This window comes from Exiguobacterium aurantiacum (genome assembly GCF_024362205.1).
GTDB classification, from domain to species: Bacteria; Bacillota; Bacilli; order Exiguobacteriales; family Exiguobacteriaceae; genus Exiguobacterium; species Exiguobacterium aurantiacum_B.
In genome coordinates this window covers 2,407,499-2,433,929 of sequence record NZ_CP101462.1, presented here as the reverse complement: position 1 = coordinate 2,433,929, position 26,431 = coordinate 2,407,499, and the positions used below count along the sequence as shown (strand labels likewise).

The 26,431-nt window shown below is 51.8% G+C and carries 27 protein-coding genes; 22 read left to right on the top strand and 5 right to left on the bottom strand.

Going from position 1 to position 26,431, the window contains the following annotated elements:
- Window positions 1–66 precede the first annotated feature (66 nt).
- The 15 genes from NMQ00_RS12610 to NMQ00_RS12540 all read left to right on the top strand — a co-directional run bounded on the left by NMQ00_RS12610 (window position 67) and on the right by NMQ00_RS12540 (window position 14,528).
- Window positions 67–1,266: a M48 family metallopeptidase gene (locus NMQ00_RS12610; protein ID WP_255176950.1), complete on the top strand. Its 1,200-nt coding sequence runs from the start codon at window positions 67–69 to the stop codon at window positions 1,264–1,266.
- A gap of 107 nt (window positions 1,267–1,373) precedes the next feature.
- Window positions 1,374–3,122: a sensor histidine kinase gene (locus NMQ00_RS12605; protein ID WP_255176949.1), complete on the top strand. Its 1,749-nt coding sequence runs from the start codon at window positions 1,374–1,376 to the stop codon at window positions 3,120–3,122.
- Window positions 3,119–3,826, top strand: a complete 708-nt coding sequence (locus NMQ00_RS12600) for a response regulator transcription factor (protein WP_255176948.1) — start codon at window positions 3,119–3,121, stop codon at window positions 3,824–3,826. The genes NMQ00_RS12605 and NMQ00_RS12600 overlap by 4 nt, the downstream gene beginning before the upstream one ends.
- A gap of 15 nt (window positions 3,827–3,841) precedes the next feature.
- On the top strand, window positions 3,842–4,555 hold the full coding sequence (deoD, locus tag NMQ00_RS12595; protein WP_255176947.1) for a purine-nucleoside phosphorylase: 714 nt from the start codon (window positions 3,842–3,844) through the stop codon (window positions 4,553–4,555).
- A gap of 141 nt (window positions 4,556–4,696) precedes the next feature.
- Window positions 4,697–5,854, top strand: a complete 1,158-nt coding sequence (locus NMQ00_RS12590; protein ID WP_255176946.1) for an MFS transporter — start codon at window positions 4,697–4,699, stop codon at window positions 5,852–5,854.
- Window positions 5,855–5,953: 99 nt separating this feature from the next.
- A complete protein-coding gene (locus NMQ00_RS12585; protein WP_255176945.1) occupies window positions 5,954–7,339 on the top strand; it encodes an aldehyde dehydrogenase in 1,386 nt (461 codons plus the stop codon).
- A 172-nt stretch (window positions 7,340–7,511) separates the two neighbouring features.
- Window positions 7,512–8,222, top strand: coding sequence for a Crp/Fnr family transcriptional regulator (locus NMQ00_RS12580; RefSeq protein WP_255176944.1), 711 nt, complete (start codon window positions 7,512–7,514; stop codon window positions 8,220–8,222).
- A gap of 259 nt (window positions 8,223–8,481) precedes the next feature.
- Window positions 8,482–8,601 (top strand): cytochrome c oxidase subunit 2A, encoded by a 120-nt coding sequence (locus NMQ00_RS12575; protein ID WP_233589685.1) that lies wholly within the window; start codon window positions 8,482–8,484, stop codon window positions 8,599–8,601.
- 22 nt (window positions 8,602–8,623) lie between these two features.
- Complete coding sequence (locus tag NMQ00_RS12570) at window positions 8,624–9,094, top strand: cytochrome c oxidase subunit II (RefSeq protein ID WP_255176943.1); 471 nt, start codon at window positions 8,624–8,626, stop codon at window positions 9,092–9,094.
- Window positions 9,095–9,130: 36 nt separating this feature from the next.
- Window positions 9,131–10,780, top strand: a complete 1,650-nt coding sequence (locus NMQ00_RS12565) for a b(o/a)3-type cytochrome-c oxidase subunit 1 (protein WP_441294621.1) — start codon at window positions 9,131–9,133, stop codon at window positions 10,778–10,780.
- A 58-nt stretch (window positions 10,781–10,838) separates the two neighbouring features.
- Window positions 10,839–11,444 carry a kinase gene (locus NMQ00_RS12560; protein WP_255176941.1) on the top strand — a complete coding sequence of 202 codons (606 nt, stop codon included), beginning with the start codon at window positions 10,839–10,841 and terminating at the stop codon, window positions 11,442–11,444.
- Window positions 11,445–11,569: 125 nt separating this feature from the next.
- Complete coding sequence (locus tag NMQ00_RS12555; protein WP_255176940.1) at window positions 11,570–11,962, top strand: GntR family transcriptional regulator; 393 nt, start codon at window positions 11,570–11,572, stop codon at window positions 11,960–11,962.
- A complete protein-coding gene (locus NMQ00_RS12550) occupies window positions 11,940–12,620 on the top strand; it encodes an ABC transporter ATP-binding protein (RefSeq protein WP_255176939.1) in 681 nt (226 codons plus the stop codon). The genes NMQ00_RS12555 and NMQ00_RS12550 overlap by 23 nt, the downstream gene beginning before the upstream one ends.
- Complete coding sequence (locus NMQ00_RS12545; RefSeq protein WP_255176938.1) at window positions 12,617–13,420, top strand: ABC transporter permease; 804 nt, start codon at window positions 12,617–12,619, stop codon at window positions 13,418–13,420. The genes NMQ00_RS12550 and NMQ00_RS12545 overlap by 4 nt, the downstream gene beginning before the upstream one ends.
- Before the next feature lie 10 nt (window positions 13,421–13,430).
- A complete protein-coding gene (locus NMQ00_RS12540; protein WP_255176937.1) occupies window positions 13,431–14,528 on the top strand; it encodes a hypothetical protein in 1,098 nt (365 codons plus the stop codon).
- A 31-nt stretch (window positions 14,529–14,559) separates the two neighbouring features.
- Here the strand turns inward: NMQ00_RS12540 and NMQ00_RS12535 are convergent, their stop codons facing one another.
- The 3 genes from NMQ00_RS12535 to NMQ00_RS12525 are packed head-to-tail and all read right to left on the bottom strand — an operon-like array spanning window position 14,560 to window position 16,841.
- The gene (locus tag NMQ00_RS12535; protein WP_255176936.1) at window positions 14,560–15,201 is read right to left on the bottom strand and encodes a hypothetical protein; all 642 of its coding nucleotides are present in this window, start codon (window positions 15,199–15,201) and stop codon (window positions 14,560–14,562) included.
- Entirely contained in the window at window positions 15,198–16,364 is a 1,167-nt protein-coding gene (locus tag NMQ00_RS12530) for a DEAD/DEAH box helicase (RefSeq protein ID WP_214823822.1), read from the bottom strand. Before NMQ00_RS12530 ends, NMQ00_RS12535 begins: the two co-directional genes overlap by 4 nt.
- A gap of 54 nt (window positions 16,365–16,418) precedes the next feature.
- Window positions 16,419–16,841 carry a hypothetical protein gene (locus tag NMQ00_RS12525; protein ID WP_255176935.1) on the bottom strand — a complete coding sequence of 141 codons (423 nt, stop codon included), beginning with the start codon at window positions 16,839–16,841 and terminating at the stop codon, window positions 16,419–16,421.
- Window positions 16,842–17,201: 360 nt separating this feature from the next.
- Between NMQ00_RS12525 and pflB the strand changes: the two genes are divergently transcribed.
- Window positions 17,202–19,448, top strand: coding sequence for a formate C-acetyltransferase (pflB, locus tag NMQ00_RS12520; protein WP_255176934.1), 2,247 nt, complete (start codon window positions 17,202–17,204; stop codon window positions 19,446–19,448).
- 57 nt (window positions 19,449–19,505) lie between these two features.
- Window positions 19,506–20,222 (top strand): pyruvate formate-lyase-activating protein, encoded by a 717-nt coding sequence (gene pflA, locus NMQ00_RS12515; RefSeq protein WP_021067805.1) that lies wholly within the window; start codon window positions 19,506–19,508, stop codon window positions 20,220–20,222.
- Window positions 20,223–20,262: 40 nt separating this feature from the next.
- Here the strand turns inward: pflA and NMQ00_RS12510 are convergent, their stop codons facing one another.
- Window positions 20,263–21,489 carry an NAD(P)-dependent malic enzyme gene (locus NMQ00_RS12510; RefSeq protein WP_255176933.1) on the bottom strand — a complete coding sequence of 409 codons (1,227 nt, stop codon included), beginning with the start codon at window positions 21,487–21,489 and terminating at the stop codon, window positions 20,263–20,265.
- A gap of 210 nt (window positions 21,490–21,699) precedes the next feature.
- Window positions 21,700–22,671: a ribosome small subunit-dependent GTPase A gene (gene rsgA, locus NMQ00_RS12505; RefSeq protein WP_255176932.1), complete on the bottom strand. Its 972-nt coding sequence runs from the start codon at window positions 22,669–22,671 to the stop codon at window positions 21,700–21,702.
- Window positions 22,672–22,916: 245 nt separating this feature from the next.
- On the opposite strand from rsgA, the gene NMQ00_RS12500 reads away from it, so the two are divergent.
- The 5 genes from NMQ00_RS12500 (at window position 22,917) to NMQ00_RS12480 (ending at window position 26,430) form a co-directional block, all read left to right on the top strand.
- Window positions 22,917–23,300 carry a lmo0954 family membrane protein gene (locus NMQ00_RS12500; RefSeq protein WP_034781108.1) on the top strand — a complete coding sequence of 128 codons (384 nt, stop codon included), beginning with the start codon at window positions 22,917–22,919 and terminating at the stop codon, window positions 23,298–23,300.
- A gap of 22 nt (window positions 23,301–23,322) precedes the next feature.
- The gene (locus NMQ00_RS12495; protein WP_255176931.1) at window positions 23,323–23,994 is read left to right on the top strand and encodes a PspA/IM30 family protein; all 672 of its coding nucleotides are present in this window, start codon (window positions 23,323–23,325) and stop codon (window positions 23,992–23,994) included.
- 86 nt (window positions 23,995–24,080) lie between these two features.
- On the top strand, window positions 24,081–24,773 hold the full coding sequence (liaF, locus tag NMQ00_RS12490; protein WP_114166480.1) for a cell wall-active antibiotics response protein LiaF: 693 nt from the start codon (window positions 24,081–24,083) through the stop codon (window positions 24,771–24,773).
- The gene (locus tag NMQ00_RS12485; protein WP_255176930.1) at window positions 24,770–25,795 is read left to right on the top strand and encodes a sensor histidine kinase; all 1,026 of its coding nucleotides are present in this window, start codon (window positions 24,770–24,772) and stop codon (window positions 25,793–25,795) included. Before liaF ends, NMQ00_RS12485 begins: the two co-directional genes overlap by 4 nt.
- A complete protein-coding gene (locus tag NMQ00_RS12480; RefSeq protein WP_034781089.1) occupies window positions 25,795–26,430 on the top strand; it encodes a response regulator in 636 nt (211 codons plus the stop codon). The genes NMQ00_RS12485 and NMQ00_RS12480 overlap by 1 nt, the downstream gene beginning before the upstream one ends.
- The last annotated feature ends 1 nt before the right edge of the window (window position 26,431 follow it).

Genomic DNA, 26,431 nt, shown 5'->3' with positions numbered 1-26,431 from the left:
TTTTATTGTCCTCTTCCAATTATCCGGTATAATGGAATGCATATGGAAAATGAAGGGGATTTTTACATGAAACAATCGCAATTGGTACATAAGAACGAAAAGCTGTATTTTGGACTACTCGTCGCAGCCAGCGTGTTGACGATAATTTTAGGAATTGTCTTCACGATTGCCTCGCTCGGCATCTTTTTATGGATTATCGGAACGATTTTGGCGTTGTCACTGTTCACGCACTGGCTACAAATCGGATATATTCGCACGAACGGCGTCAAAGTGACGGAGCGTCAATTCGCCGACTTATATCAGACCTATCAGCGTGTCGGGCAAGAGATGGGGATTCGCTTACTCCCGGACGTCTACATTCTTCAAGCCGGGGGCGTCTTGAATGCTTTCGCGACCCGTTTCTTCCAAAAGAACATGGTCATCTTGTATTCGGATATCGTCGAGTTGTCACGTGATGGCTACACGAAAGAAGTTGAGTTTGTCATCGCCCATGAGTTGGCACACATTCGCCGTAATCACGTCCAAAAACAGTGGGCCATGATGCTCGGCGGCTGGATCCCGTTTTTAGGGTCGGCCTACTCACGTGCCTGTGAGTTTACGTGTGACCGCATGGCAGCTCATCATATTCAAGACCAATCGGCATCGAAACGTGCCCTCACGATTCTTGCCATCGGTGGGAAATTGGCAAAAGAAGTGAGCGAGTTTGACTACTTATATGAAGCGAGTCGTGAGAACGGATTTATCGCCAAGTTGAGCGAGCTGTTATCGACACATCCGCCACTCCCGAAACGAATTGCGGCCATCGCGACGAACGCCGGTGAGACGAACGTTCCGGTCTTCAAGACGGCAGGGTATGTCAAAGGGTCGATTATCGGGACGATTGTATTGAGTGTCATTGTCAATGTGGCCATTGTCGCCTGGTTGTTCACGAGCGACGGATTGACTGGCTTCTCAGAAGGGTTCGGCTCGCTTGATGCCATGGCAGAAGAGCCGATTCAAGAACTTGCCTACAACGCCGCAACGTACGAAGAGTTTGAGGCCTTATTGGCAGACGGGGCTGACGTCAACACGCAAGACTTATACGGCGACACGCCGCTTCATAACTTGCTCTATAATGAAGGCGTGGACATCGATACGGTTGGGTTGTTGCTTGAGAACGGCGCCGACGTCTCGCTTGAGAACGAGGATGGCATGACGCCGGCCGAACTCGCAGCTGACTCCGGGCAACCGACAGGCATCATCGAATTGATTCAATCATACGAATAAATAACGAGGTTTATGGCCGGAACAAAGGTCATAGACCTTTTTATTTTCAAGTATTGCAAACGCTTGCATAAGCCGTGATATAATGACAGCGAGGAGGCGATACGTGGATGAGCATTCGGACGAAGCTGACGGGAATGATCGCATTGACGATTATCGTTCCCGTCATTTTGGCGACGATCATTTCCTTTTGGTACGTCAAAGACCGGGAGCGGGAACGGGGGCTTCAGCTCACGGAATGGTCGCTTGAGCGAGGCACACTACAGATGGAACGGTATGTCTCGGACTTGAGCCGCTTGCCGACCAGTCTGTATGCGAATCGGGATGTGCTCGATATTCTCGAGTACGGCCCGGGACTGTCGCTCGAACAAACTGAACTCGAGGTACGACGGGCGCTCCTCGGCATGTATTTGTCCCGGGAAGACGTCGCCCAGATTCAATTGCTTATGCTCGAGGACATGGACTCGTTCGCCGCCTATAAAATGAAAGTGTCGCCGCGATCGAAGAGACAACCGAGCGCGATTCAGCAGCAGTTGTTGAAGTACGAAGAGAGTCGCGTCCTGCTCGAGGCCTCACATCCGCTCGTGCCGTATCATGATTTCGGTCCGCTCGTCTCAGAAGAAGAGGTCGTCACGCTCCATTTCCGACTCGATAAGATTGAGACGGACCAGCCACTCGCGATTTTGTCGATTGATATCCCCGAGGACGTCTTCACCGGCCAGCTCGCCTCGCTACAGAATAACCCGAGCGAGAGTCTCTGGTTCGTCGGGGGCGGCAATCAAGTCTTCGCTCAACTCGGGGATGGCGAGATTCCGCAGAACGTATCGACGAACTCGCTGTCGAGCGATGGGAAGCACCACCGTATCGTCAAGTCGTTCGAGTTTGAGAATCAGACGTTTTACATCGGGAAATCAATTCCGGACCGTCTGTTGACCGAGCCGGCTTCACGGACGTCGTTCATCGTATTTGTCGTCGGGATGGTGTCGCTCGTGTTGGCGTTGATTGGGGCGACCTACGCATCGATGCGTTTGACGACACCGATCAAGACGCTCACGTCGAACATTTGGCGAATCGAACAAGGGGATATGACAGTCTCATTCGATTCCCTCGGAAATGATGAGTTCGGCGTGCTCGGACGACAATTCAAGCGGATGATTGAACGGATTGATGATTTGATTCAACGCGAGTATCGATTGGCGCTCGAAAATCGGACGAATGAGCTGAGGGCGCTCCAAGCTCAGACGAACCCACACTTCCTGTTCAACGCCTTGCAGTCAATCGGGACGCTCGCGTTGAAAGGAGATGGCAAGACGGTATATCGTCTGATCACGCAGCTATCCTCGATGATGCGGTACACGATGCATCCGGACGAATCGATGGTGACGCTCAAACGCGAAGTCGATCATCTCAATTCATACGTCCGGCTTCAGCAAGTCCGTTTTCCGGAACAGTTCGAAGTCGAAATCGACGTCCCGGACGCGTTGCTCGATTTGATCGTACCGAAGATGATTCTCCAACCGCTCGCCGAGAACTTTTTCAAACACGGATTCGAGCGGGATGGGTCAACGGAGGCGAACCGATTCTCCCTGCACGTTCAGCAATCCGGGACAGACCTCGTCATCCGTTGCGAGAATAGTGGGCGGCCCATCCCCGTTCGAGAGCTCGATGCCCTACAAGAACGGATTGAGTTGTCGACAGCGCCGGTTCATGGGGCAGAAGGTACCGGTTTAAAGAACATTCGCGATCGACTCATGTTAAACTATAATCGGGAGGCTCAGTTTATGTTGGCTACACCAGAGACAGGCGGATTTCGTATCGTTATGCGTTTCCCGGCCGTGAAGGAGGCGGATGCGTCATGACGAAAGTATTGATCGTCGACGATGAGTCGCCGGTACGGGAAGCGGTGAAACTGCTCGGGGAGTGGGAACGGCTCGGTGTCACGAAAGTGATCGAGGCACAGGACGGGGAAGAAGCGAAACGAATCATCAGCAAGGAACGGCCGGCGTTGATTTTATCGGACCTGCAGATGCCTCGCTGTAACGGCATCGAGTTGATGGAATGGGTTCACACGGAGGCGGAGACGACCAAACTGATTGTCTTGACGGGCTATGACGAATATTCGTACATGCGGCGCGCGATTCAGCTTGGCAGTTTCGACTACTTGTTGAAACCAATCGACCCTGACGTCTTGAACGAGACGCTTGCACGCGCCCTCGCGGATGTCACTCCTGACGAAGAAGATCCGATTCTACAGATTGGCGCGTTCATCGAGCGCCATTATGCGGAAGAACTCAGCTTACAAGGGATGAGCGAGCGCTTTTATTTGAGCCGCGAATACATATCGCGTCGCTTCAAACAGCAGTACGGCGTCAACTTATCCGAATACTTGCTGTCGATCCGGATGCTCGAGGCGAAACGTCTCCTTGAGACGAGTAGACAACGTATTTATGAAGTCGCCCAAGCGGTCGGCTTTTCGGATGATAAATATTTCCGGAAAGTCTTCAAAAAACAGGTTGGCATCACCCCGAACGAATATCGGGAACAGTGCCAACGATTATCTTGAAGGAGGAATTTAATCATGAGTGTACACATTGGGGCAGAAGCAGGACAAATCGCAGAAACGGTATTATTGCCAGGAGATCCGCTACGTGCGAAATACATCGCGGAGACATTCCTCGAAGACGTCGAGTTATACAACGAAGTCCGTGGGATGTATGGCTTCACTGGAACGTATAAAGGGAAACGCATTTCCGTCCAAGGGACAGGGATGGGTGTTCCGTCGATGTCGATTTACGTGAACGAATTGATTATGTCATATGGCGCCAAAAACTTGATTCGTGTCGGTACGGCCGGCGGGATTCAAGAAGACGTTAAAGTACGTGACGTCGTCATCGCGATGAGCGCATCGAGTGAAATGGGCCAAAACCGGGTTCGTTTCGACGGTATGGACTATGCACCGACAGCGACGTTCGACCTCCTACATCGCGCGTATTTGAACGCTGAAAAGGCTGGCATCCCGGTCAAGGTCGGTCAAATCTTCACAGCCGACCAGTTCTACCAAGATGATTTCCATCATTTCAAGAAGTGGGCCGACTTCGGTTGCCTCGCAATCGAGATGGAAGCGGCAGGTCTTTACACACTCGCTGCGAAACATAAAGTGAACGCGTTGACAATCCTCACGATCTCAGACCACTTGTTAACAGGTGAAGAGACGACGTCGGAAGAGCGTCAATCGACATTTGACGAAATGATCCGTGTCGCACTCGATACAGCGGTCGAAGTCACAAACTAATGAACTCGCCTTACAGACCAATGGTTTGTAAGGCGTTTTTGTGTCCGCGCGCCTTCCCGTGTATACAAAGTGAAACCGGCAAGCTAGACTGAAGCTGAAACGAACAGTTCGAAAAACGGGCTGTACGAAGGAGTTGTGTCCATGAATAAAGCATCCGCTTTTGTCATTTATAGTATCGTCTTTTTTGCTTTTTTTGATCTCTTCGCCCAGCTTCCGGTCATGAGCACGTTTGCGACATCGGTCGGAGCGACGCCGTTCATCGCCGGCCTCGTCATCGCCATCTATTCGTTGTCGAACACGTTCGGCAATATATTGTCCGGCATCTGGACCGACCGCATCGGTCCGATTGTCATCTTGCTCGTCGGTCTCGGGCTATCGAGCCTCAGTCTCTTATCGTATCACCTTGTCGATGAATCGACGACGCTTCTCATCGTCCGGATCGTTCACGGCTTCGTCGCTGGTTTGATCGTCCCGGCCGCATTCACGTTGTCCGCCAATCTGACCGCCGCGAACCGTCAAGGTAAGAAAGTGGCGTTGACGGGCAGTTTCGTAGGGTTAGCGGCCATTATCGGACCGGCGTTCAGTGGCATCATGGCAAGCCGAACGACCGTGCCCGTCGTTTTCACGTACGTCGCTCTTTACGGGGCGCTGGTTGCGCTCTTGGCGCTCATCTTTTTACGTCCCTCGAAACTGTCGCTTGGAACATCGAACCGTCAAGAAGAAGGAACGGCGGGCTTTGAGCGTGACGTCATGAAAGCGTATATCGGTGCTTTCCTCTTGATGTTCTCGCAAGGTGCCATCGCGTACTTGCTACCGCTTTATGTGCAATCGCTCGGCTATGATTCTCGTCTGAGCGGGACGTTGCTCAGCACGTTCGGGATCATGGCGGTGCTCGTGTTTATTTTACCGACGAACCGCTTGTTCGACCAAATCGAACCGGCGAAGCTCGCAGCGCTTGGTGTCGGCATTCTCGGCGTCAGCCAACTGCTGATCGGTCGGTCTGAGACGTCTAGTCTCTTATACGGGGTGCTCGCCTTGTACGGTGTCGGTTTCGCGATTTTATTCCCGGCCATCAATACGATGTTAATCAAAGCCACGAACCATGACAACCGAGGAAAGTCGTACGGATATTTTTACGCTTTCTTCTCGCTCGGGACGGTAACGGGATCGGCCTTTTTAGGTTGGCTCTCCATCTCATTGACACAAAAGTTCACGGTGACCGGAGGCATCTTGCTCGCCGCCGGATTGATTCTCGTCGTGATACAGCAAACGAAAAAGCGGAACGTACCCGTGAGGTAAGATGGATATCGAGTGTGCCGAGCGAAGGTTCAAAATGGTCGGTGGCCAAGAGTAAATGATAAGATGAAGCTAGCGCTATCATTTAAGGGAGGCAGATTTATGCTCGCACCAATCGAACAGTTGACCATTGAAGAGCTCATCCGTAAACAACGTCGCTTCTATCGGACCCAAGCGACCAAATCGCTCGCGTTCCGTCTCAGCATGTTGACGTTTTTAAAAGAATCAATCAAACATCATGAAGCCGAGATACTGCAAGCGTTGGAGCAGGATTTGAACAAATCAGAACTCGACGCGTTCACGACGGAAATCGGTTTCGTCTATGATGAGATCACGCGGACGACACGTGAGTTGAAACGTTGGATGCGTCCAAAGCGTGTCCGTGGAGCCTCAATTCATTTAGGGACGAAAAGTGAGGTCATGTACGAACCTTACGGCACGGTACTGATTATCGCCCCATGGAACTATCCGTTTCAATTGGCGATGGCACCGCTCATCGGAGCGATCGCCGCAGGGAACACGGCCGTCGTCAAACCTTCAGAATTGACACCGAACGTCGCCCAAATGATCACAAAAGTGCTCGAACGGGCCTTCACCGACCGCTACGTCGTCAGCGTCGAAGGGGATAAAGACGTTGCGACGGAACTGCTCGCAGAGAAGTGGGACCATATCTTCTTCACCGGATCGACACCGGTCGGGAAAATCGTCATGGAGGCGGCGGCAAAACATTTGACGCCGGTCACACTGGAACTCGGCGGAAAATCGCCGGCCATCGTCCATGACGATGCCAATATCGAGATTGCAGCGAAGCGCATCGCCTGGGGCAAATGGATGAACGCCGGTCAGACGTGCGTCGCTCCAGACTACGTCCTCGTCCACGAATCCAAACGAGAGGCGTTCCTCGAGGCCATCAAACGAGAGGCGTTCACGATGTTCGGGAACGGCGTCGGGACGAAACGGTTCACGCGCATCGTCAACGAGACGCACTTCGACCGCCTGAACGGATATTTGACGGAAGGCGACGTGTTCTTCGGCGGTCAGATTGATCGAGATCAATTAAAGATTGCCCCGACCGTATTGACGGATATCGAAGAAGATGCGAACGTCATGAAAGATGAAATTTTTGGACCAATCTTACCGGTGCTCACGTATCGTCAACTCGACGAGGTGATTGATTTCGTCGCAGCGCGTCCGCACCCGCTCGCACTCTATTTGTTCACTGAGACGAAAGCTGTGGAACAGACGGTGATGAAGCATCTCACGTTCGGCGGGGGCTGTGTCAATGACGTGCTCATGCATTTGACGAACCCGAACCTGCCGTTCGGCGGGGTCGGTGAGAGCGGGATGGGCTCGTACCATGGTCGCTACAGCTTCGAGACGTTCAGCCATGCCAAGTCGATTTTGCGCAACACGACGAAATTTGATTTACCGGTTCGTTATCCGAACTTCAAAGGAGCCGAGAAGTTGATTCGACTCGTCTACCGATGATCAGACTAGACTGCAGGGTGCCTGCAGTCTTTTTTTGTGAACAGATAAATTAGAAGATTGTTTGAAATGTCACATACTTTTATGAAAATGCCTGTTGTCCTCCTGTATAATAAAGCCATATATCACGCACGAGGCCTGATTAGGCATGAGACCAGTGGAGGGAGCAGACAACATGACCATAAAATGTGGGACGACCCAACCGAACAGCTTCGTCTTCTCAGAAGAGACGAAACAGCTCTTATTCGAGATGATGACGTTTCAAGACTATTCAAAATCGAGTATCGTTTGTTGGGAAGGCGAAAAATGCAGTAAATTCTTTTACTTGAAGAGCGGTACCGTCAAATTCACGAAGCTGACGAAAAAAGGGAGTTCGCTCATCATGTTCATATACGGCGCTGACGACTTCTTTGGAGAGTTCGATATTGACGAGGTGTTCCCGAGTTCATATAGCATCGAGACGACCGAGGACAGTGTCATCGGCTGGATTTCGAAACAAGAGATGGATGAGCTTGTCCGTCAAGATGCGCAACTGGCCACGGAGGTGTTGCGTTGGACGTCGATGATGCGCAAACAGTCCGAGATGAAGTTGCGTGACTTGTTGCTCTACGGGAAGCCAGGGGCGCTCGCCTCGACGTTGCTTCGCATGGCGGCGATGCATGGCGTGGAGGATTCAGAGGGGATCGTTGTCCCGAAACATCCATCTGACGGCGAACTCGGTCAATTGATCGGTGCACCTCGCGAGACGGTCAATCGAATGATGAACCAGTGGCGTAAAGAAGGCGTATTAACGACGACCCCGACGTCGATGGTGTTGCATGACATCGATTTTCTCAAAGAGCTATGTTATTGCGAAGGCTGTCCCGCCGGTATTTGCCGACTTTGATTTGCGGTTTCCCCATCCTGTTCGGAAGAATTGGAACATTTTGTTCTGCCACATCATGAAAAAAAGAAATAGGTGATTGCTCCGACTGATATCGGAACAATCGCCTTTTCTTATGCCTTTTTTTAAAATGTGAACTTTATGTGTGAAAACTACGCAAATTTGATGTGATTGTCACTTTTGAAGTGATAAATGTCACATATTAATCCAGGTCCCTTTTCATACAATGAAAGTGGAAATCATAGGGAAAGGGGTCCTTCACGTGGATAAAAACGGTGGACAAGAACCGAACTTAAAAGGCACGTTCACATCGGTCATGATTGTCGCGGGCGTCATCATTGCCATGTGGTCGTCGGTCTTTTACTTATTTGTGACACGATAACGAGCAAGAGGAGGGAAACACGATGCATATTCATAAACTTGAGAAGTATTGGTTAGTATTCGGCATCATTCTATTAGGCGTCTTTTTGACAGTGCTTGGCATCTCTGCGTTTGCGGCAGGCAATCAGCCGGCTTCGGACGCGGATTTGATCGACCCGGCAAAAGTGCATCAAACCGCACCGTTCGACAAACCGGGACTCCATAAGATTGGCGACAACGAGTATGAGCTCGTCATGGTCGCCCAAGCGTTCACATTCACTCCGGGCAATGTGGAAATTCCAAAAGGTGCGAAAGTCACGTTTCTCGTCACCTCACCGGACGTCGTCCACGGGTTCCAATTGACAGGGACTCCGGTCAACATGATGGTCGTACCAGGCCACATCAACTCGCTCACATATACGTTTGACGAGGCAGGCGAGTTCTTGATTCTGTGTAACGAATATTGTGGAACCGGCCATCATATGATGGCGACAAAAATTAAGGTGGTGGACTAAATGAATGACGTAGCCTCAAAATTAAGACAGTGGGAGATGGAACGCGGCGTTCCGGTGCCGAGTATCGGTGCCAAAGAAGCGCGCCTCGCCTATGCCCATGTCGTCATCTCGGTCCTTGCCGTTTTGATTGGCGGTTTGGCTGGACTCATGCAGACGCTTATCCGGACGGGTGTCATCCCGGAAGTGTTCGGCTATTATCAACTTTTGACCGCGCACGGCATCATGCTTGGTCTCGTCTTCACGACGATGTTTATTATCGGTTTGCTTTACGCGCTCCTCGCCAAGTCGTTCGGACGTTTTGAGTCGTTCCCGACCCGGGTTGCCTGGCTCGGATTTTGGATGATCATCGCCGGAGCCGTGCTCGTCACAATCATGGTGCTCGCCAATAAAGCGACTGTGTTGTATACGTTCTATGCGCCGCTCATGGCCGACCCGGTGTTCTATATCGGTCTCGTCTTGTTCGTCGTCGGCACATGGTTGTCTGCGTTCGCCATGTTCCGCATGTATGCAGACTATAAACGGGAGAACCCAGGAGTTCACCCGCCGCTGCCGGCGTATATGAGTGTCATGACGATGCTCTTATGGGTTATCGCCACGCTCGGTGTCGCTGGGACGATTTTGTTCCAACTGCTCCCGCTCTCGCTCGGATGGAAAGATACGGTCGGGATCGAGTTGTCACGGACGCTATTCTGGTACTTCGGTCACCCGCTCGTCTATTTCTGGCTCATGCCGGCCTATATCGTCTGGTATACGGTCGTGCCGAAAGTAATCGGCGGAAAGATTTTCTCGGATGCGCTCGCGCGGATGGCATTTCTCTTATTCCTCTTGTTCTCGTTCCCGGTCGGTTTCCACCACCAGTTGACAGAGCCAGGGATTGACCCGTTCTGGAAGTTCGTCCAAGTAATCTTGACGTTCCTCGTCGTCATCCCATCGTTCATGACGGCGTTCTCGCTGTTTGCGACGTTCGAGTTGCGCGGTCGCGCACTCGGTGCCCGCGGTCTATTTGGTTGGGTCAAGAAAATGCCGTATGGGGATGTTCGTTTCCTCGCGCCATTCGTCGGGATGTTATTCTTCATTCCAGCCGGGGCCGGCGGGATCATCAACGCGTCGCACCAATTGAACGCGATGGTCCACAATACACTATGGGTCACGGGTCACTTCCATATCACGGTCGGGACGGCCGTCGCGTTGACGTTCTTCGGAACGGCGTATTGGCTCGTACCGGTCCTTCGAGGTCGTACACTCACGAAATCGATGAACCGCATCGGATTGATTCAAACTGGGACGTGGGCGTTCGGGATGTCGATCATGTCTTACGCGATGCATATCTCGGGCCTTCAAGGTAACCCGCGCCGGACTGGTCCAGCGACATACTTCTCCGACGCACTCACGCGCGAATGGATTCCATACCACATCGCTATGGCGATCGGTGGGACGATCCTGTTGATCTCGGTCCTCATTTTCGTCTATTCGATGTTCAACTTGTCATTCCTCGCTCCGAAAGGAGAAGAGGAGTTTCCGCTCGCTGAGACGGAAGAGGCGGCGATGGAGACGCCACGTTTCTTCGAGAATTGGAAGCTATGGATTACTGTCACGTTCGTGTTGATTGCGTTCGCCTACACGGTCCCGATTTGGCACTTGATTGAGAGTGCGCCACCGGGAGCGAAAGGTTGGGTGCTCTGGTAAACTGAAGTCAGCCCTGTAATTTAGGGCTGACTTTTTCTATTTGTGAAGGAGGGACGGAATGGATACGGTGAGGCAAGTCATTGAAACAGCGTACGCCAGTCATGAGCAAGAGCGTCCGATCATCGTCGCCATCGACGGATTGAGCGGTGCCGGAAAGACGACACTTGTCAATCAACTACGGGGCATCGTGCCGAACGAAATGATTTTCCACATTGACGACTTTATCGTCGAACGGTCCCGGCGCTACGACACCGGTGAGCCGGAGGCGATCGAATACTATACGTTGCAGTGGGACGTCGACTTGCTCGTGGAGACGTTGTTCAAACCGCTTCAAGAAGGGCAGGCGACGCTGACGTTGCCATATTATGACCGCGACCGGGATGAGGTCATCAATCGAACGGTGGAAATCGCACCGACCGCAATTGTCTTGATTGAAGGCATTTTCTTATTGCGTGACGAGTGGCGCGCTTACTTCGATTACGTCGTCTATCTCGACTGTCCGCAAGAGGTCCGGTATGAACGTGTCCTGAATCGTGATACGTATATCGGCGACTTGTCGGAGCGGCTCGACAAGTATGAGCGCCGGTACTGGCCGGGAGAAACGCATTACCTCAAGACGGTCAATCCGAAAGCCAAAGCCGATCACATCATTCGATCTAGTTGACGCATCCGCATGAGCAGCGGATGCGTTTTTATTTTGGAAAAAACTGTTGACTCCGTAAGTGTACTATGGTGATAATACAGACAGGTAGTGTATTAGTCGCATCATACACTTAGAGAGGTGACAACATGATCATACAATTCAACACGAGAGCCCCGGTTTATATGCAAGTCGTCGATTACTTCAAAAAGAAGATGGCGCTTGGCGAACTGCAGGCAGGCGAAGAGATGCCGTCGCGGCGAGAGCTCGCGACCGAACTGAAAATCAATCCGAACACCGTCCAAAAGGCGTTCAAGGAAATGGAGGAACAACAATTGATTACGACCGAACGGAACCGTCCGAGCCGCGTGACGACCGATGAACATGTATTGAAACGGATCCGCACCGAGCTCGTCGATGAGGCAATCGCCGTTTTTGTCGAATCGATTCAAGAACTCGACGTCACGATGGATGAACTCGTCGATAAAATCAAACAGCAATACGGGGAGGGGAATTTCAATGATCGAAGTACTGGGAGTTAAGAAACGTTACCGCAAAAAACAAGTCATCGAGGACGTGTCGTTCACGGCCCAAAAAGGGGAAATCACGTGTCTGATTGGGTTAAACGGTACCGGGAAATCGACGATTTTAAAAGGTATCATGGGACTGACACCGTTCGATCAAGGGACGGTGCTCGTCGACGGCAAACCGATTGACTTGAACCGCGTCGCATTCGTACCAGACCACTCGACATTCCCCATTCATTTCACGATTGAGCAGTGTGAGGCGTTCATGCGCGACTTTTATCCGAAGTTCGACCCGAAATTGTTCGCCCGTCTTGTCGACGAGTTCAAGCTGTTTCCGGAAGACAAGTTGAACGAGCTGTCGAAAGGGACGCTCGCGAAAGTGAACTTGGCGCTCGGCATCGCCCAAGACCCGGACTATTTATTGCTCGACGAACCATTCTCAGGCATCGATGTGTTTTCAAAAGAACAGATCGTCGAGTTGTTCTCGAGTGATGTGATGGAAGATCGGGGCGTGTTGATTACGACGCACGAGATTGAAGACATTGAATATTTGGTCGATAAGGCCGTCATGTTGAACCGAGGACGGATCGTCCGTGAGTTCGACGTCGAGGACGTCCGTTTCATTCACGGCAAGTCGATCGTCGATGTCATGAGAGAGGAGTACGGGGCATGAGCGTGTTGAAACTGATCAGTTGGGAGCTTGATCGCGTAAAGAAATCGTACTTGATCTTAGTCGGCGTGCTGTTGGCGCTGCAATTCAGCTGGCTAGGTGCTTTCTTATGGAGGCAGACTGCTACATATGAAGAAATGAGACTAGAGGGCATGACGGGTTATACGGTCTCGTTCGCGAATTACATCGGGAGCACTGTGTTTACTCTATCAGTTGGTGTCGCAATCGTCGCGATGATTTTTTTCAGCGTCTGGATTTGGTATCGCGAGTTTCAAGGACGCGGCACATTTATGATGCGGTTGCTGACGATACCGACAGGGAGAATGAAACTGTTCATTGCGAAATTTGTGACAGTCATGATGCTCATTTTGGGCTTGTTCGCGATTCAATGGATGGCGTTGCTTTTGCAATATCAACTGTTCACTGCTTGGCTGAACGCCAAAATGATTCCGCTTCAAGGATCGTTTGAGAGGGCGATACAGTTCGATTATCTTGCCATGATGTATCCAGAGAGTGGATTTAACTTCCTCGTGCATCAAGTGCTGATCGCATTTGTCGTGCTCGCACTCTTCACGTTCGTTTTAGTGGAGCGGGGGCTATGGCAACGGACGCTTTGGTCACCGGTCTTGGCTATTTGTGTAGTGAGTGGTTTGATTGCGTTGCCGACGCTTCTAATTATTTATTTTGAACGCTATTTGTTTATGGATGAACTGATTGGACTGTTCGGTTTAGGATTGATCGGGTTGGTCTTCGGGCTGACGTTGCTAAGCCGTCGTTTCCTTTCAAAAAAAATGAGTGTGTGAGGTGAATCGCATGAAACGAATGGTGAACGTGGTCGCCTTAGGTGTGATGATCATGGTAGGGCTCGCCACATATGCCGTCAGCGGGACGGAAAGTGGGACGGATTGGTCACTTCAAGTCGAATCCAATAAAAAGTTGTGGGAAGATCGAATCGTTCAAGTCGCTAAAGGTTCGATAGATCAGCCTTATACGCAGATCAATGTGACATTGAATGGGAGCACCTCCTCGCATAAGGGAAGTTACTTCGAGCAGCTCCTCGATTTTCGAGCGAATTTCGGGGAAGACTCTCGAGCGTTCAAACGAGCGCTGAAACAGTTGGATTATGCGCAACGCATTTGGACGACCGATGGGGAAGTGGCGATCGGCCAAAAAGACCGTGATACGTTAGTGGTGCTCAAATCAAAAGACGGTAAGGAAGTAGACGTTACCGAGTTTGGACAGGCACGAGAGATATTAGAAAGTGGTTGGAAGGGATTTTACGTTTACGACGATAAAGTCCACCTTATATACGATCAAAACTATGAAACGACGAACCATCACGTGGCAACGTTCGATGAATCGACGAAGACGTTCGTCACGCAAAAGATTGATCGATCCAAGACGTTGGTCGGAGGTGTCGTTGGGGCGGAATGGTCATGGTATCCGTCTGCGTATCAAGGTCAAGTGGCGACGGACAACCGCTATATTCCGATTCGCGCGACGGCGCTTGAGACGTTACAAGACGACACAGGTGAAGAATATATGTCAGAAATGGATCTACCAGGACTATTTGTCTATGACGCTATAGAAAACAAAGTAGTGAAAGTGAACCAATCGGAAGAATTGAAAGGTACGCTATTCAAAGGTCATGAGTATCGTACGATTCAATCTGACGGAACGGAATTGATTATTGATTTAAACTCGTTGGAGCAGACGACTCGCCAAGCCATTCAAGGTACGGTCGGGTCAGTCACTTATGTCGATCAGCTAATCTATCATGTGCTTCCAACGACAGAAGGGGCTATGCTAGAAGTATATGATGAGGGAGACATGGTGTCGCGTGCTTCCATAAAAGCAGAAGGAGACAGCGATCAAGCGGCCAATCAAACCGTCGAGTATTATGTCTACTGATAGAAAAAACCGAGAGGCGGCCGCCTCTCGGTTATTTTGATGGTTTCGGGACGATGACCCCTTCTTCTAAATCGAGCAACATGTCGATCAGTTCCGCACAAAACTCGGGGAACTGGTCGAGGAACGCACCTGGACCGACTTCATCAGTGAAGTCGATATACAGGTCCGAGACGTTGCCGGCCATCTTCGCCGGGAGGGCGAGGAATGCCGACCCGAACCGCCAGTTGCCGCGGATATCGAGCAGTTTGCCGAGCATTACATCGCCCGGTTCACGAGCCTCTGGAAGCATCACTTTGTAGATCTCTTTCGTCTCCCAATCGCGTAAACCGTCTTCGGTCACTTCGAAGACTGAACAGCGCGGGACCGCCAAGCCCCGGAGCGCGTGATAGAGGGCGGGGGACATGTCCGCCTTATGCTCCGCCAAGTAGCGGCCGTGCGGTGTCATCCCGTCCTCGTCCGTCTCGAAAAAGACAGCCCAGTCGATGAACAAATCACGGAATAGCTCCGCGTCTTTCAAATGCCACGTGCCTTCCGAGGCGATTTCTTGTATATAGTTCGTCCATTGCGTGCTGCGCGCGAGCGCGGCTTGCTCATATAACTTTTTCAGCTCGGCCAGCAATTCGGACTCTTCCACGAGCAACGGGAATGGAATCACTTTCCGGTCTTTTTTCATCGGCGCGGTCCTCGCTTGTTCGCGGGACGTTTGACGACCGGGGGTTTATCTTCGATTCGCTTCTCGATGACGTCGCCACGGTAAATTTCGAGCTCTTTCAATTCGACGCCGAGTTGACGGGCGAACGATTTCAAATGCGTCAAATCTTCATCCGTCACGAGCGAGAGGACAGTCCCAGCCGCATTGCCGCGTGCCGTCCGGCCCGAGCGGTGAATGAAGTCATCGATCGATTCTGGCAAGTCAAAGTGGACGACGTGTGTCACTTCTTCGATATCGAGGCCACGGGCTGCGAGACCTGTCGTGATAAGGAGCGGATAGTCGCCTTTACGGAACTCACGAAGCGTTTCGACACGTTCGCGCTTTCCTTTCAAGCTGTCGAGCATGCGATAGTTCACTTTCATCTTGTCGAGCTCACCTTTCAACGGTGGCAAGAACGAACGGTTGTTGATAAAAGCGAGTGCTTTGACGTTGTCGACATGCGACAGACGGCGGAGCAACTCGGGTTTGTAGCGGCGTGTCGTCAACATGTAGCCGTAGGTGACTTGTGCGCTCACCGCCCGCTCGATTTTCACATGTGCCGGCTCCTTTAAGAACGGGGCAGCCCACGCTTGAAGCGTGTCTGTGAGTGTCGCCGAGACGAGTGCGATTTGATGTTCATGCGCCGTGTGCTTGATGATCCGTTCAGCAGATTCTGTCAAACCGCTGTCGATGATTTGGTCGGCTTCGTCGAGGACGATTGTATGCGTCTCGTGAAGTTTCAACTTTTTCTTCTCAATGAGTTCGACGAGTCGGCCCGGTGTCCCGACAATCAAATGCGGTTTTTTCTTGAGGCGATCGATTTGGCGCTTCAGTTCGACGCCACCGATGAACGAGGCGATGCGGACGTCACCTTTCTCGGTGAAGCGTTGCGCGACCGTTTGAATCTGCATGACGAGTTCACGAGTCGGTGCGACGATGACGACTTGGATGCGGTCGTTTGAAGCGTCGATTTTTTCGATGGCGGGTAATAAGTAAGCAAGCGTCTTCCCGGTACCTGTCGGCGCTTCGATCGTGACGTCTTTTCCGTCAAGAAGAAGCGGGAACGCTTCGGCTTGGACCGGCATCGGTTCAGTAAAGCCAAGGCGATCCCAGGCTTCGTTAATAAATGGTTTTGTAAAGTTCATATCAATTCTCCTTATCGTGGGGCAAAAACAAAGGAAGCATTAGCGCTCCCTGTCTTAGATATAGCGAACATGTTCAGTGTCTTGGTCGAATGAAGAGCGGAGTGTCTGTGTGAACGTCTGTCCGTCTTCGATGAGTTTGATGTGCACATCGATCTGGTCAGCCGACGCCTCGACGCCTTCGACGGTGAAGCCTTGATAGACACGATACTGCAATTCTTTCGTCAACCGTTCGTATGAGGCGAGCTCTGGATATGTCGCTGCCACGTCAATCGGGCGCGAGATAAGCGCCGCGAGCAAGTTATCGCGGTAGTCGATGAAATCCTCGTTTTCGATGTCGTCGTCAAACCGAATCCAAAAACCTGCATCTTCAAACTCAGTGATAAATCCGTCACGTTGTTCCCCGTTCTCTTCTACTTTAAGAGAGATACGGTCACCGGTCTTCAAGTCGTGAGCGGCTGTCAATAATTCGTACGTCATGGGAAGAACCCCTTCCTCTTCTACAATGTTCTGCCTTCATTGTGTCCGATGTAAGGCAAAAATTCAAGTTCTATCCCTAGGTCGTGATATACATCACATTAAAAACTGTATAAATCGTCACATCCGAATTAGAGTGATACAGAATCAATGTGAATCCTGTCATAACTTGACTTATCTGTTTCATAGTTGATAGCATTTACATTGTAACAGAATTTAAAGCGCTTACAAAAACGGCATCACGCCAACGTTCATGAGATTGTTACAACTTTCACAAGAATGTAAAACATAATGTTCACGTTTTCACGTACACTCAACTTATAGAAAGCACGCAGTTATCTCAACTATGAGGAGTGACCCACAATGGCAACCGAAATTAAATCAGCCTGGTCAGGATTTGTACCTGGGCAGTGGACGAACGAAGTGAACGTCGGTGAGTTTATCCGTTTGAACCGACACGAGTACACAGGAGACGATCGTTTCCTCATCGGACCGACCGAAGCGACGAACCGTCTTTGGGCACAAGTGATGGAATTGACGAAAGAAGAGCGGGAACGCGGCGGTGTTTGGGCGGTCGATCAAAACAATCCGTCGACAATCGTCTCGCACGGACCGGGATACTTAAACAAAGAACTCGAGAAAGTGGTCGGCGTTCAAACGGACGAGCCGTTCAAACGCTCGATTCATCCAAACGGTGGAATCCGGATGGTCGATGCCGCCCTTGAGTCATATGGTTTCGAGCCAAATCCTGAAATCACAAAGATTTATTCGGAAATTCGCAAAACGCATAACCAAGGTGTTTTCGATGCGTACACACCAGAGATGCGAGCGGCGCGGAAGTCAGGGATCATCACAGGCCTTCCTGACGCTTACGGCCGCGGTCGGATCATCGGCGACTACCGCCGTGTTGCCTTGTACGGGTTAGACTTCTTGATTGCAGAACGTAAAAAAGATTTGGCAAACCGTGGCGGTTTCTTGTCAGAGTCAGATATTCGAACGCGCGAAGAAATGTCTGAGCAGCTCCGGGCCCTTCAAGAGTTGAAACAGCTCGGTGCGGCGTACGGGTTTGATCTCGGCCGTCCGGCGGAAAATACACAAGAGGCATACCAATGGGTGTACCTTGCTTATCTCGCAGCCGTCAAAGAACAGAACGGTGCCGCCATGTCACTCGGACGCGTCTCGACGTTCCTCGACGTTTACGCAGAGCGTGACATCGAAGCAGGTCGTCTGACCGAGTCGGACGTTCAAGAAATCGTCGATCACTTCATCATGAAGCTTCGTATCGTTAAATTCTTGCGCACACCTGACTATAACGAATTGTTCTCGGGTGACCCAACGTGGGTAACCGAATCAATCGGTGGGATGAGTGAGGACGGTCGTTCGAACGTGACGAAGAGCTCGTTCCGCTTCTTGCACTCGCTCTCGAACCTCGGTCCGGCACCGGAACCGAACTTGACGGTGCTTTGGTCAACGAAATTGCCGGAAGGATTCAAACAATATTGCGCGAAGATGTCGATTGAGACGTCTGCGATTCAATATGAGAACGACGACCTCATGCTTCCGACGTTCGGTGACGATTACGGCATCGCCTGCTGTGTGTCACCGATGAAGATCGGGAAACAAATGCAGTTCTTCGGTGCCCGTGCCAACATGGCGAAAGCACTCCTTTACAGCATGAACGGAGGACGCGATGAGAAGAGTGGCGACCAAATTGCACCCGCTTGGGAGATGAACACAGAAGACGTGCTCACGTACGACAAAGTGTATGCCGACTTTGACCGGACGCTTGATTGGCTCGCCGAGCTTTACGTCAACACGCTCAACGTGATCCACTTCATGCATGACAAATATGCGTACGAGCGGATCGAGATGGCACTTCACGACCCAGAGATTTTACGGACGATGGCATGCGGTATCGCTGGCCTCTCGGTCACGGCAGATAGTCTGTCAGCCATCAAATATGCGACCGTGAAACCGGTCCGAAACGAACAAGGCATTGCCGTCGACTTCGAGACAGAAGGCGACTTCCCTAAATTCGGAAACAACGACGACCGCGTCGATGCAATCGCTGTCGAACTTACGAGATCGTTCATGGAAAAAGTGCGCAAGCATAAAACGTACCGTGATGCACTCCATACACAATCGGTCTTGACGATTACGTCAAACGTTGTCTATGGCAAGAAGACAGGGAACACACCGGACGGACGCCGTGCCGGCGAACCGTTCGCGCCAGGTGCGAACCCAATGCACGGTCGCGATACGAAAGGTGCTGCCGCTTCACTCTCTTCAGTCGCAAAACTTCCGTTCGAGCATGCTCAAGACGGGATCTCATACACGTTCTCGATCGTACCGAAAGCACTCGGTAAAGAAGACGTCGCTCGTGAACTCAACTTGGCTGCCTTGCTTGACGGATATATGGGCGGCGAGCATAAAGGACATCACTTGAACGTCAACGTCTTTAACCGTGAGACGTTGCTCGATGCGATGGAGCATCCAGAAGAATATCCACAGCTCACGATCCGTGTCTCTGGATATGCGGTCAACTTCATCAAGTTGACGCGCGAGCAACAGATCGACGTCATCAACCGGACGTTCCACGGTTCATTGTAAACAAAGGCTTGGCGGCCTTCATCTGAAGGCCGCTCATTTCGTTAGGAGGTCATTTCGATGACAATGGGATATGTACACTCGGTCGAATCGTTTGGAACCGTTGACGGCCCGGGAATTCGTTTTATCGTCTTTTTACAAGGTTGTGCGCTTCGTTGCTTGTATTGCCACAATGCTGACACATGGGATTTCAAAAAGAATAACCATCGTTCGGCCGAGGACGTCATTCAAGAAGCGCTCAGCTATCGTCCGTTCATGGAAGCATCAAAAGGCGGTATCACGATTTCAGGGGGCGACCCGCTCGCGCAGCCAGAGTTTTTAGAGGCACTCTTGCGTGAAGCGAAGAAACACGGTCTTCACACGACACTCGACACATCGGGTGCACTTCGTCCCCCTAACTTGGATGCGATCTTAGATCATACCGATCTCGTCTTACTCGACATCAAACATATCGACGATGACATGTGTAAGAAACTGACGGGACGTAGCAACGTCAACACGCTCGCGCTTGCTGAACATCTATCCGAGCGCGGAACGAAAATGTGGATTCGCCACGTCCTCGTCCCAGAATGGACGCTTGATGAAGGAGCGCTCCGTCGTACGGCGGCGTTCATCCAAAAACTCGACCACGTCGAGAAAGTCGAAATCTTGCCGTACCATGAGATGGGTGTCTATAAGTGGGAGGCGCTCGGTCTCGACTATCCGCTCAAAGGAATTAAACCTCCGACGACGGAAGAAGTCGAATGGGCGGAAGGAATCTTACAAGGTACCGTCTAAAAAAACTGTGCAGACCAATACGGTCTGCACAGTTTTTGGATTACAAATGTTTTTGGCTGACGTGCCGGCGGATGGCGGCCTCATCGAGCGGACGCTTGGCGACGCCGGTCTCGATGGCGGCTTTGGCGACCGCGACCGCCACGGCAGGTGCGATTCGCTTATCGAACGGGCTCGGGATGACGACCCCGTTCGTAAGATCTTCCTCGGTCAATAAGTCGGCGATTGCGTGAACGGCCGCCTCCTTCATCTCTTCGTTAATCTCGGTGGCGCGAACGTCAAGCGCCCCGCGGAAAATACCAGGGAAGGCGAGGACGTTGTTCACTTGGTTGGCGAAGTCGGAACGACCGGTCGCGACGACACGCGCCCCGGCTTTTGTCGCGAGGTCCGGCATGATTTCTGGGATCGGGTTCGCGAGTGCGAAGATGACCGGATCGACAGCCATCGAACGAACCATCTCTTCGGTAACGGCACCGGCCGCCGAGACGCCGATGAAGATGTCGGCACCTTGAAGCACGTCGGCGAGCGTGCCTTCATGTTGCTTCCGGTTCGTCGCTTTGGCGATTTGATCTTTGAACGGGTTCATCCCTTCGACGCGTCCTTCGTAAATCGCGCCTTTCGTGTCACAGATGACGAGGTCTTCGACACCGAAACGCTTCAATAGTTTCGCGATGGCGATGCCGGCGGCCCCGGCACCGTTCATGACGACCCGGAGTTCGGGCATCGTCTTATCGACGAGGCGCAACGCGTTGACGAGACCGGCCAAGACGACGATGGCTGTTCCATGTTGGTCGTCATGGAATACAGGAATCGGGAGCGTCTGTTTCAGGCGCGCCTCAATCTCGAAACATTCGGGTGCCTTGATGTCTTCTAAGTTAACGGCACCGAACGTCGGTGCAAGCAGTTCGACGGTCCGCACGATCTCATCGACGTTATGCGTGTCGAGACAAATCGGGAACGCATCGACGCCGGCGAAGCTTTTGAACAAGACGGCTTTCCCTTCCATGACCGGGAGCGCAGCCTCTGGACCGATATTGCCGAGGCCGAGGACGGCACTTCCATCTGAGACGACGGCGACCGTGTTGGCGCGGAGGGTATATTCATAAGACAATTCTTTATCTTCAGCGATGCGACGGCACGGTTCGGCGACACCAGGTGAGTAGGCGAGGCTGAGTGCTTCTTTCGTGTCAACGTCGACTTTCGGTGTCGTTTCCAATTTTCCGTGGTGCATGGCGTGCATCTCGAGTGCGCGTTCGTTCAATGTTTTCATAAGTCTCTCCCTATGTGCTAGCGATTTTCATCTGTGCGAATACGAATCCATTGTAGCGGAGAAACCGCTTTCTTTCGAGGGTTTTGCCTGCATTTGGACGAACTATTTCTGAACGGTTGTTCACAAATATCGGATTGATGTTAGGACTTGGTGCTAGGTCGGTGTGATAGAAAAAGGAGCCACAGTTTTTTCTGTGACTCCATTCTTAGTTTATGCTTTCGTTTTTCGTTTTTTCTTCTCGGCGAGACGAGCCGCTTCCGCTTGACGCTTCTCGGCGTAGCGGAGCTCGCGCTCGAGTTTGACGAAGCTCTGATAGCGTTTCGCATCGAGCGTTCCAGATGTGATGGCGGCTCGGACGGCACAGCCCGGTTCGTTGCCGTGCGAACAGTCCCGGAACTGACACGTCTCGGCGAGCGCCTCGATATCTCGAAACGTGTCGTCAAGATGATCGGCCCCGTCCCAAAGTCCGAACTCACGCATGCCCGGGGTGTCGATGACGAACAAGTCGTCAATCTGGAACAGTTCGCGATGCGTCGTCGTATGCTTGCCGCGTTCATCGCTCTCGCGGACGGTCTGTGTCTCGGCGACGCTCGTCCCGGCGAGCGCGTTCGTCAGCGTCGATTTCCCGACACCGGACGAACCGACGAGCACAATCGTGCTTCCGCTCGGCAGTGCGGCTCGCAACGCTTCGACGCCATCGCCTGTAAGTGAACTGACGGGAAAGACATCGACCCCTGGCACCGTCAAAGCGAGCTCATCGACGAGCGCCTCGGCATTGTCGACTTGGTCTGATTTCGTCAAGACGATGAGCGGCGTGGCGCCGGTTTCCCATGCGGCGAGCGAATAGCGCTCGAGGCGGCGCAGATTGAAGTCGTGCCCGCACGCCATCGTGATTAAGATGAAGTCGACGTTCGCGCAGATCAATTGTTCGCGCGTCTCGTTGCCGGCCGCTGCCCGTGACAGGACAGTGCGCCGCTCAAGGAGACGTCGAATCACGCCTTGACCATGCTCGCGAACGGTGAACTCGACGAAGTCACCGATGACCGGATAGTCGCGCTCACTTTCGGCCTCGTGACGGAATTTGCCGGTGACGCTACACGTATAGTTCGCGTTTTCAGTCGTGACCGTGTACATATGTTGGAACTGTGCCGTGACACGTCCCGTTGTTGTTGTTTGATTCAAATAGAATCCTCCCTTTTAATGATGGAGGACAGTCGCCCTCCGATTGGCTGACAAGATGTGTACTGCGAATTGTACGGTGCTCATAAAACATCATCCTTTCGTTGTTCGATGCGTCTAGTATAACACACGATTTGGGAACGCTATCATCTCAGTCTACAGACCGAGGGAAAACGGGCCTTCCGCTCGTCGCGCCATAAAAAATAACGTATTATGATAAGAGTGTACTTAACGAGGAGGGATAATCGATGAATCGCCAGGTGAAACAAGTCTTGTTCATTGTGGCCGCGATCTCTTTAGTTCTCGTTCTAATCGGCTTTTTACCGAACATGATCATGTTCGGTTTGGGGGCGCTCTTAGCACTGTGGGCTGGAGTCAGATTCATGGCCGTGACACATGTCGGCGCAAAAATCGGTTACGGCGCGCTTGCCGTGATCGGGATCATCACAATTTTATCGAATATTTGGGCGTTGATCGGGATTGTAGTGGCATGGGTATTGTTTAAAGGGTATATGATGTATGCTAACCAAAAACAAGACGTCGAGATTTTCAATGCGGACGGGTCGCGTGCGAGCCGCAGCAGCTTTCAATCGTTCGATCAAGTTTGGCAGAAGTTTGTAAACCGTCGCTAAGATTCAAAAGGAGGACATCAAGATGAAAACACCATTTGACCAGTTTCGTGATTTAGCTAACGAGTTGACGAAAGAACTATCGAAAGAGATGAAGAAATTCCAAGATAAAGAGGGGCCACGTTCTGCTCCACGCTCGAGTGGGGAAGCTGAATTGAACCGCCATATCCGCGGGGCTGAGAAGGAAGCGTTGTCGGTCGAACGTCTCGTCGAGCGTCAGAAGGCATTGCTCGAGGAACTTGCGACGAAACGAGATAACGCCAAGCAGATGGCTGATAAGCGTTACGAGCAGACAGAGCTTGCCAAACAAGCGGGCGAAGACAAGCTCGCCGAACGGGCGGCGCTTGAGTCGAAGCACTATGGCGAGCAATATCGTTACTTCGAAGGTCTTCTCGACGAAGGAACGCGTGAACTTGATGCTCTTGAGCGTCGTGCCCTCGAGATGCGACTGAAGCTCGATGAGATGCAAAACAAACGGTACGAATTTGCGATGCGAGAGAACCTGGATCTATTGAAAGGTGCGCTCGATCAAATCTTCGGGGCTGAGACATCGAAGACTCATCCGTTCACGGAAGACGAGAAAAAAGCAGAAGAGAAGAAGCAAGAACCGGCCGCTGAAGAAAAACTTGATGCGGCGGATGAAGATGATTTCGAAGCAAAACTAAAAGAACTTGAGCGTCGTTTCAAACAAGACTGACGCAACGGTTCAGCGATGGTCCGGCGAATTGTTGGGCCATCGCTTCTTTGCTTCATGTTACATACTGTTAGAGAGGGGGAAGCAACGTGGAACGTTGGAACACGCGCCAAATCATCGGTTTCATGATTATTTTATTTGCCATTGGACTATTTATCGATATCGTGACGGGTGGCAACAGCGTCCTCTTCAGCATGGTTGTCCCATTATTGTTGCTTTATATCGGGCGTCGCTTTAGCCGTAAAGGCAATCAGCCGGTCAGCTATATCTTTTACGGCATTGGCGGCATCATGCTCGTCGGACTCATCTTCTCATCGGCGGCGTTCGGTTTTGTGTTGTCGGGGCTTTTGCTCATGTTCGGTTATCGGCTATATAAAAACCGTCCACTCGAGTCGAGCCGGTTCAAGTCGCATATTCGGCAAGAACAGGCATTTTCGTTCGGGACGAAAGAGAGCGGTCACTACGTGCTTCAAGACACGAATGAATTCTTTTTGCTGCGTGACGTCGAACTCGACTTGTCGCGCGCCATCATTCCGGAAGGAGAGACGTTCTTGTTATTGAACGGACTCGCCGGGGATGTCCGGATTCTCATTCCGGCCGGCTACGATTACTCAATCGATGCCTCGATTGGATTTGGTAAGATTCAAGTCGACGAGTCGAACTATTCACCGGTGTTCAACCGTCGCTTCTACACGGCTTCGGACGACTATCAAGCGGCGACGCGTAAAGTCCGCATCCATATCGTGCTCATGAGCGGAAGTGTCGAGGTGATGACCGTATGAAGAAAGATTCATATCCAAGGACGGTCGTCTGGCATCAGCTATTCAGCAGCCTGTTGACGGCACTGTTCGTCACGATCGCATTTTTAATAGGTGACTCGACTTCACTCCGAGATTTGTTCACACGTGAAGAAGGGTTGCCTTTCGGTGTGTCTATCCTTGTCATCGCCGTCTTGATCGGCAGCGTGTTCGGGGTTGGCTCGTATTTTTATTTGCGACGCGACTTTCGTGAAGTGGCAATCGCTTTATGGAAGCTTGAGAATCAAAAAGAGATCACGTTCCGGCCGCTGTCGCCTTACCGTGATACGCTCGAACGGATTGCCCGAATCGCCAAGCAACGCACCGAGATGGTCGAGATGGCCAAGCGAGTCGGTGACCGTCCCGTCAGCGTCGAGGAAGCGCGCAGCGAAGCGGTCGTCGAAGAACGGCGCCGTGTCGCTCGGGAACTGCATGACTCGGTCAGCCAGCAACTGTACGCCATCTCAATGATGACGACGGCGGCCAAGCAGACAATCATCTCGAAGCCGGACGTGGCCGCCAAGCAAATCGAACAAGTCGAAGTGATGGCGCAAACCGCTCAGGCGGAGATGCGCTCGCTTCTTTTGCAACTCCGTCCGGTCGAACTCGAAGGGATGACCCTTAAGACCGGCATCGAGCGACTGTTAGAAGAACTGTCGCGCAAACAATCGACCGAGCTCGTCTGGCGCCTCGAAGAAGTCGATTTGTCACGCCATACCGAGAACGAACTGTTCCGCATCGTTCAAGAAGCGATCAGCAATACGCTTCGCCATGCGAAAGCGAAACGGCTTGAAATCGAAATGCGGACCGTGCAACAGACGGTCATCTTAAAAATTAACGACGACGGGATCGGCTTTAATGTCGATGATACACAAGTCGCCTCATATGGCTTACAATCGATAAGAGAGAGGACGGCTGAGGTCGGCGGGACGTTACGACTCGTCAGTGTGCCCGGCGTCGGTACTCAGATTGAAGTGCGTGTGAAACAACAAGTGGAGGGGTTATAATGATTCGAGTCGTATTGATTGATGACCACGAGATGGTGCGGGCCGGTGTCTCGGCATTCTTGTCGACGCAGCCTGATATCGAAGTCGTCGGAGAGGCATCGGACGGCGCGACTGGGGCGGAACTCGCCATCGCCGAGAAGCCTGATGTCGTCTTAATGGATTTAGTGATGGAACCCGTCGATGGGGTCGAGTCGACGAAGCGAATCAAGGCGAGTTGGAAAGAGGCCAAGATTTTAGTCGTGACGAGTTTCTTAGATGACGAGAAAGTGTATCCGGTCATCGAGGCCGGGGCGATGAGTTACGTCTTGAAGACGGCGAACGCCAATGAGATCGCCGACGCGATTCGTCAAACGGCAGCCGGCAATCCCGTCATGGCCGCCCAAGTGACGGGCAAGATGCTCGAACGGCTCCGTCACCCGGAAAAGACGTTGCACGAGAGTTTGACGGCCCGGGAACGCGAGATTTTGCAATTGATGGCGGAAGGAAAGTCGAACCAAGTCATCGCCGACGAACTATACATCTCGTTGAAGACAGTGAAGACCCACGTCTCCAACATTTTGACGAAGCTTGACGTCTACGACCGGACGCAAGCCGTCGTCTATGCATTTCAACATAATATCGTCAGTAAAGGGTGAG

Coding starts and splice junctions, on each gene's coding strand:
- NMQ00_RS12610 (WP_255176950.1), top strand. CDS start 67: ATGAAACAATCGCAATTGGTACATAAGAACGAAAAGCTGTATTTTGGA.
- NMQ00_RS12605 (WP_255176949.1), top strand. CDS start 1,374: ATGAGCATTCGGACGAAGCTGACGGGAATGATCGCATTGACGATTATC.
- NMQ00_RS12600 (WP_255176948.1), top strand. CDS start 3,119: ATGACGAAAGTATTGATCGTCGACGATGAGTCGCCGGTACGGGAAGCG.
- deoD (WP_255176947.1), top strand. CDS start 3,842: ATGAGTGTACACATTGGGGCAGAAGCAGGACAAATCGCAGAAACGGTA.
- NMQ00_RS12590 (WP_255176946.1), top strand. CDS start 4,697: ATGAATAAAGCATCCGCTTTTGTCATTTATAGTATCGTCTTTTTTGCT.
- NMQ00_RS12585 (WP_255176945.1), top strand. CDS start 5,954: ATGCTCGCACCAATCGAACAGTTGACCATTGAAGAGCTCATCCGTAAA.
- NMQ00_RS12580 (WP_255176944.1), top strand. CDS start 7,512: ATGACCATAAAATGTGGGACGACCCAACCGAACAGCTTCGTCTTCTCA.
- NMQ00_RS12570 (WP_255176943.1), top strand. CDS start 8,624: ATGCATATTCATAAACTTGAGAAGTATTGGTTAGTATTCGGCATCATT.
- NMQ00_RS12565 (WP_441294621.1), top strand. CDS start 9,131: ATGGAACGCGGCGTTCCGGTGCCGAGTATCGGTGCCAAAGAAGCGCGC.
- NMQ00_RS12560 (WP_255176941.1), top strand. CDS start 10,839: ATGGATACGGTGAGGCAAGTCATTGAAACAGCGTACGCCAGTCATGAG.
- NMQ00_RS12555 (WP_255176940.1), top strand. CDS start 11,570: ATGATCATACAATTCAACACGAGAGCCCCGGTTTATATGCAAGTCGTC.
- NMQ00_RS12550 (WP_255176939.1), top strand. CDS start 11,940: ATGATCGAAGTACTGGGAGTTAAGAAACGTTACCGCAAAAAACAAGTC.
- NMQ00_RS12545 (WP_255176938.1), top strand. CDS start 12,617: ATGAGCGTGTTGAAACTGATCAGTTGGGAGCTTGATCGCGTAAAGAAA.
- NMQ00_RS12540 (WP_255176937.1), top strand. CDS start 13,431: ATGAAACGAATGGTGAACGTGGTCGCCTTAGGTGTGATGATCATGGTA.
- NMQ00_RS12535 (WP_255176936.1), bottom strand. CDS start 15,201: ATGAAAAAAGACCGGAAAGTGATTCCATTCCCGTTGCTCGTGGAAGAG.
- NMQ00_RS12530 (WP_214823822.1), bottom strand. CDS start 16,364: ATGAACTTTACAAAACCATTTATTAACGAAGCCTGGGATCGCCTTGGC.
- NMQ00_RS12525 (WP_255176935.1), bottom strand. CDS start 16,841: ATGACGTACGAATTATTGACAGCCGCTCACGACTTGAAGACCGGTGAC.
- pflB (WP_255176934.1), top strand. CDS start 17,202: ATGGCAACCGAAATTAAATCAGCCTGGTCAGGATTTGTACCTGGGCAG.
- pflA (WP_021067805.1), top strand. CDS start 19,506: ATGACAATGGGATATGTACACTCGGTCGAATCGTTTGGAACCGTTGAC.
- NMQ00_RS12510 (WP_255176933.1), bottom strand. CDS start 21,489: ATGAAAACATTGAACGAACGCGCACTCGAGATGCACGCCATGCACCAC.
- NMQ00_RS12500 (WP_034781108.1), top strand. CDS start 22,917: ATGAATCGCCAGGTGAAACAAGTCTTGTTCATTGTGGCCGCGATCTCT.
- NMQ00_RS12495 (WP_255176931.1), top strand. CDS start 23,323: ATGAAAACACCATTTGACCAGTTTCGTGATTTAGCTAACGAGTTGACG.
- NMQ00_RS12485 (WP_255176930.1), top strand. CDS start 24,770: ATGAAGAAAGATTCATATCCAAGGACGGTCGTCTGGCATCAGCTATTC.
- NMQ00_RS12480 (WP_034781089.1), top strand. CDS start 25,795: ATGATTCGAGTCGTATTGATTGATGACCACGAGATGGTGCGGGCCGGT.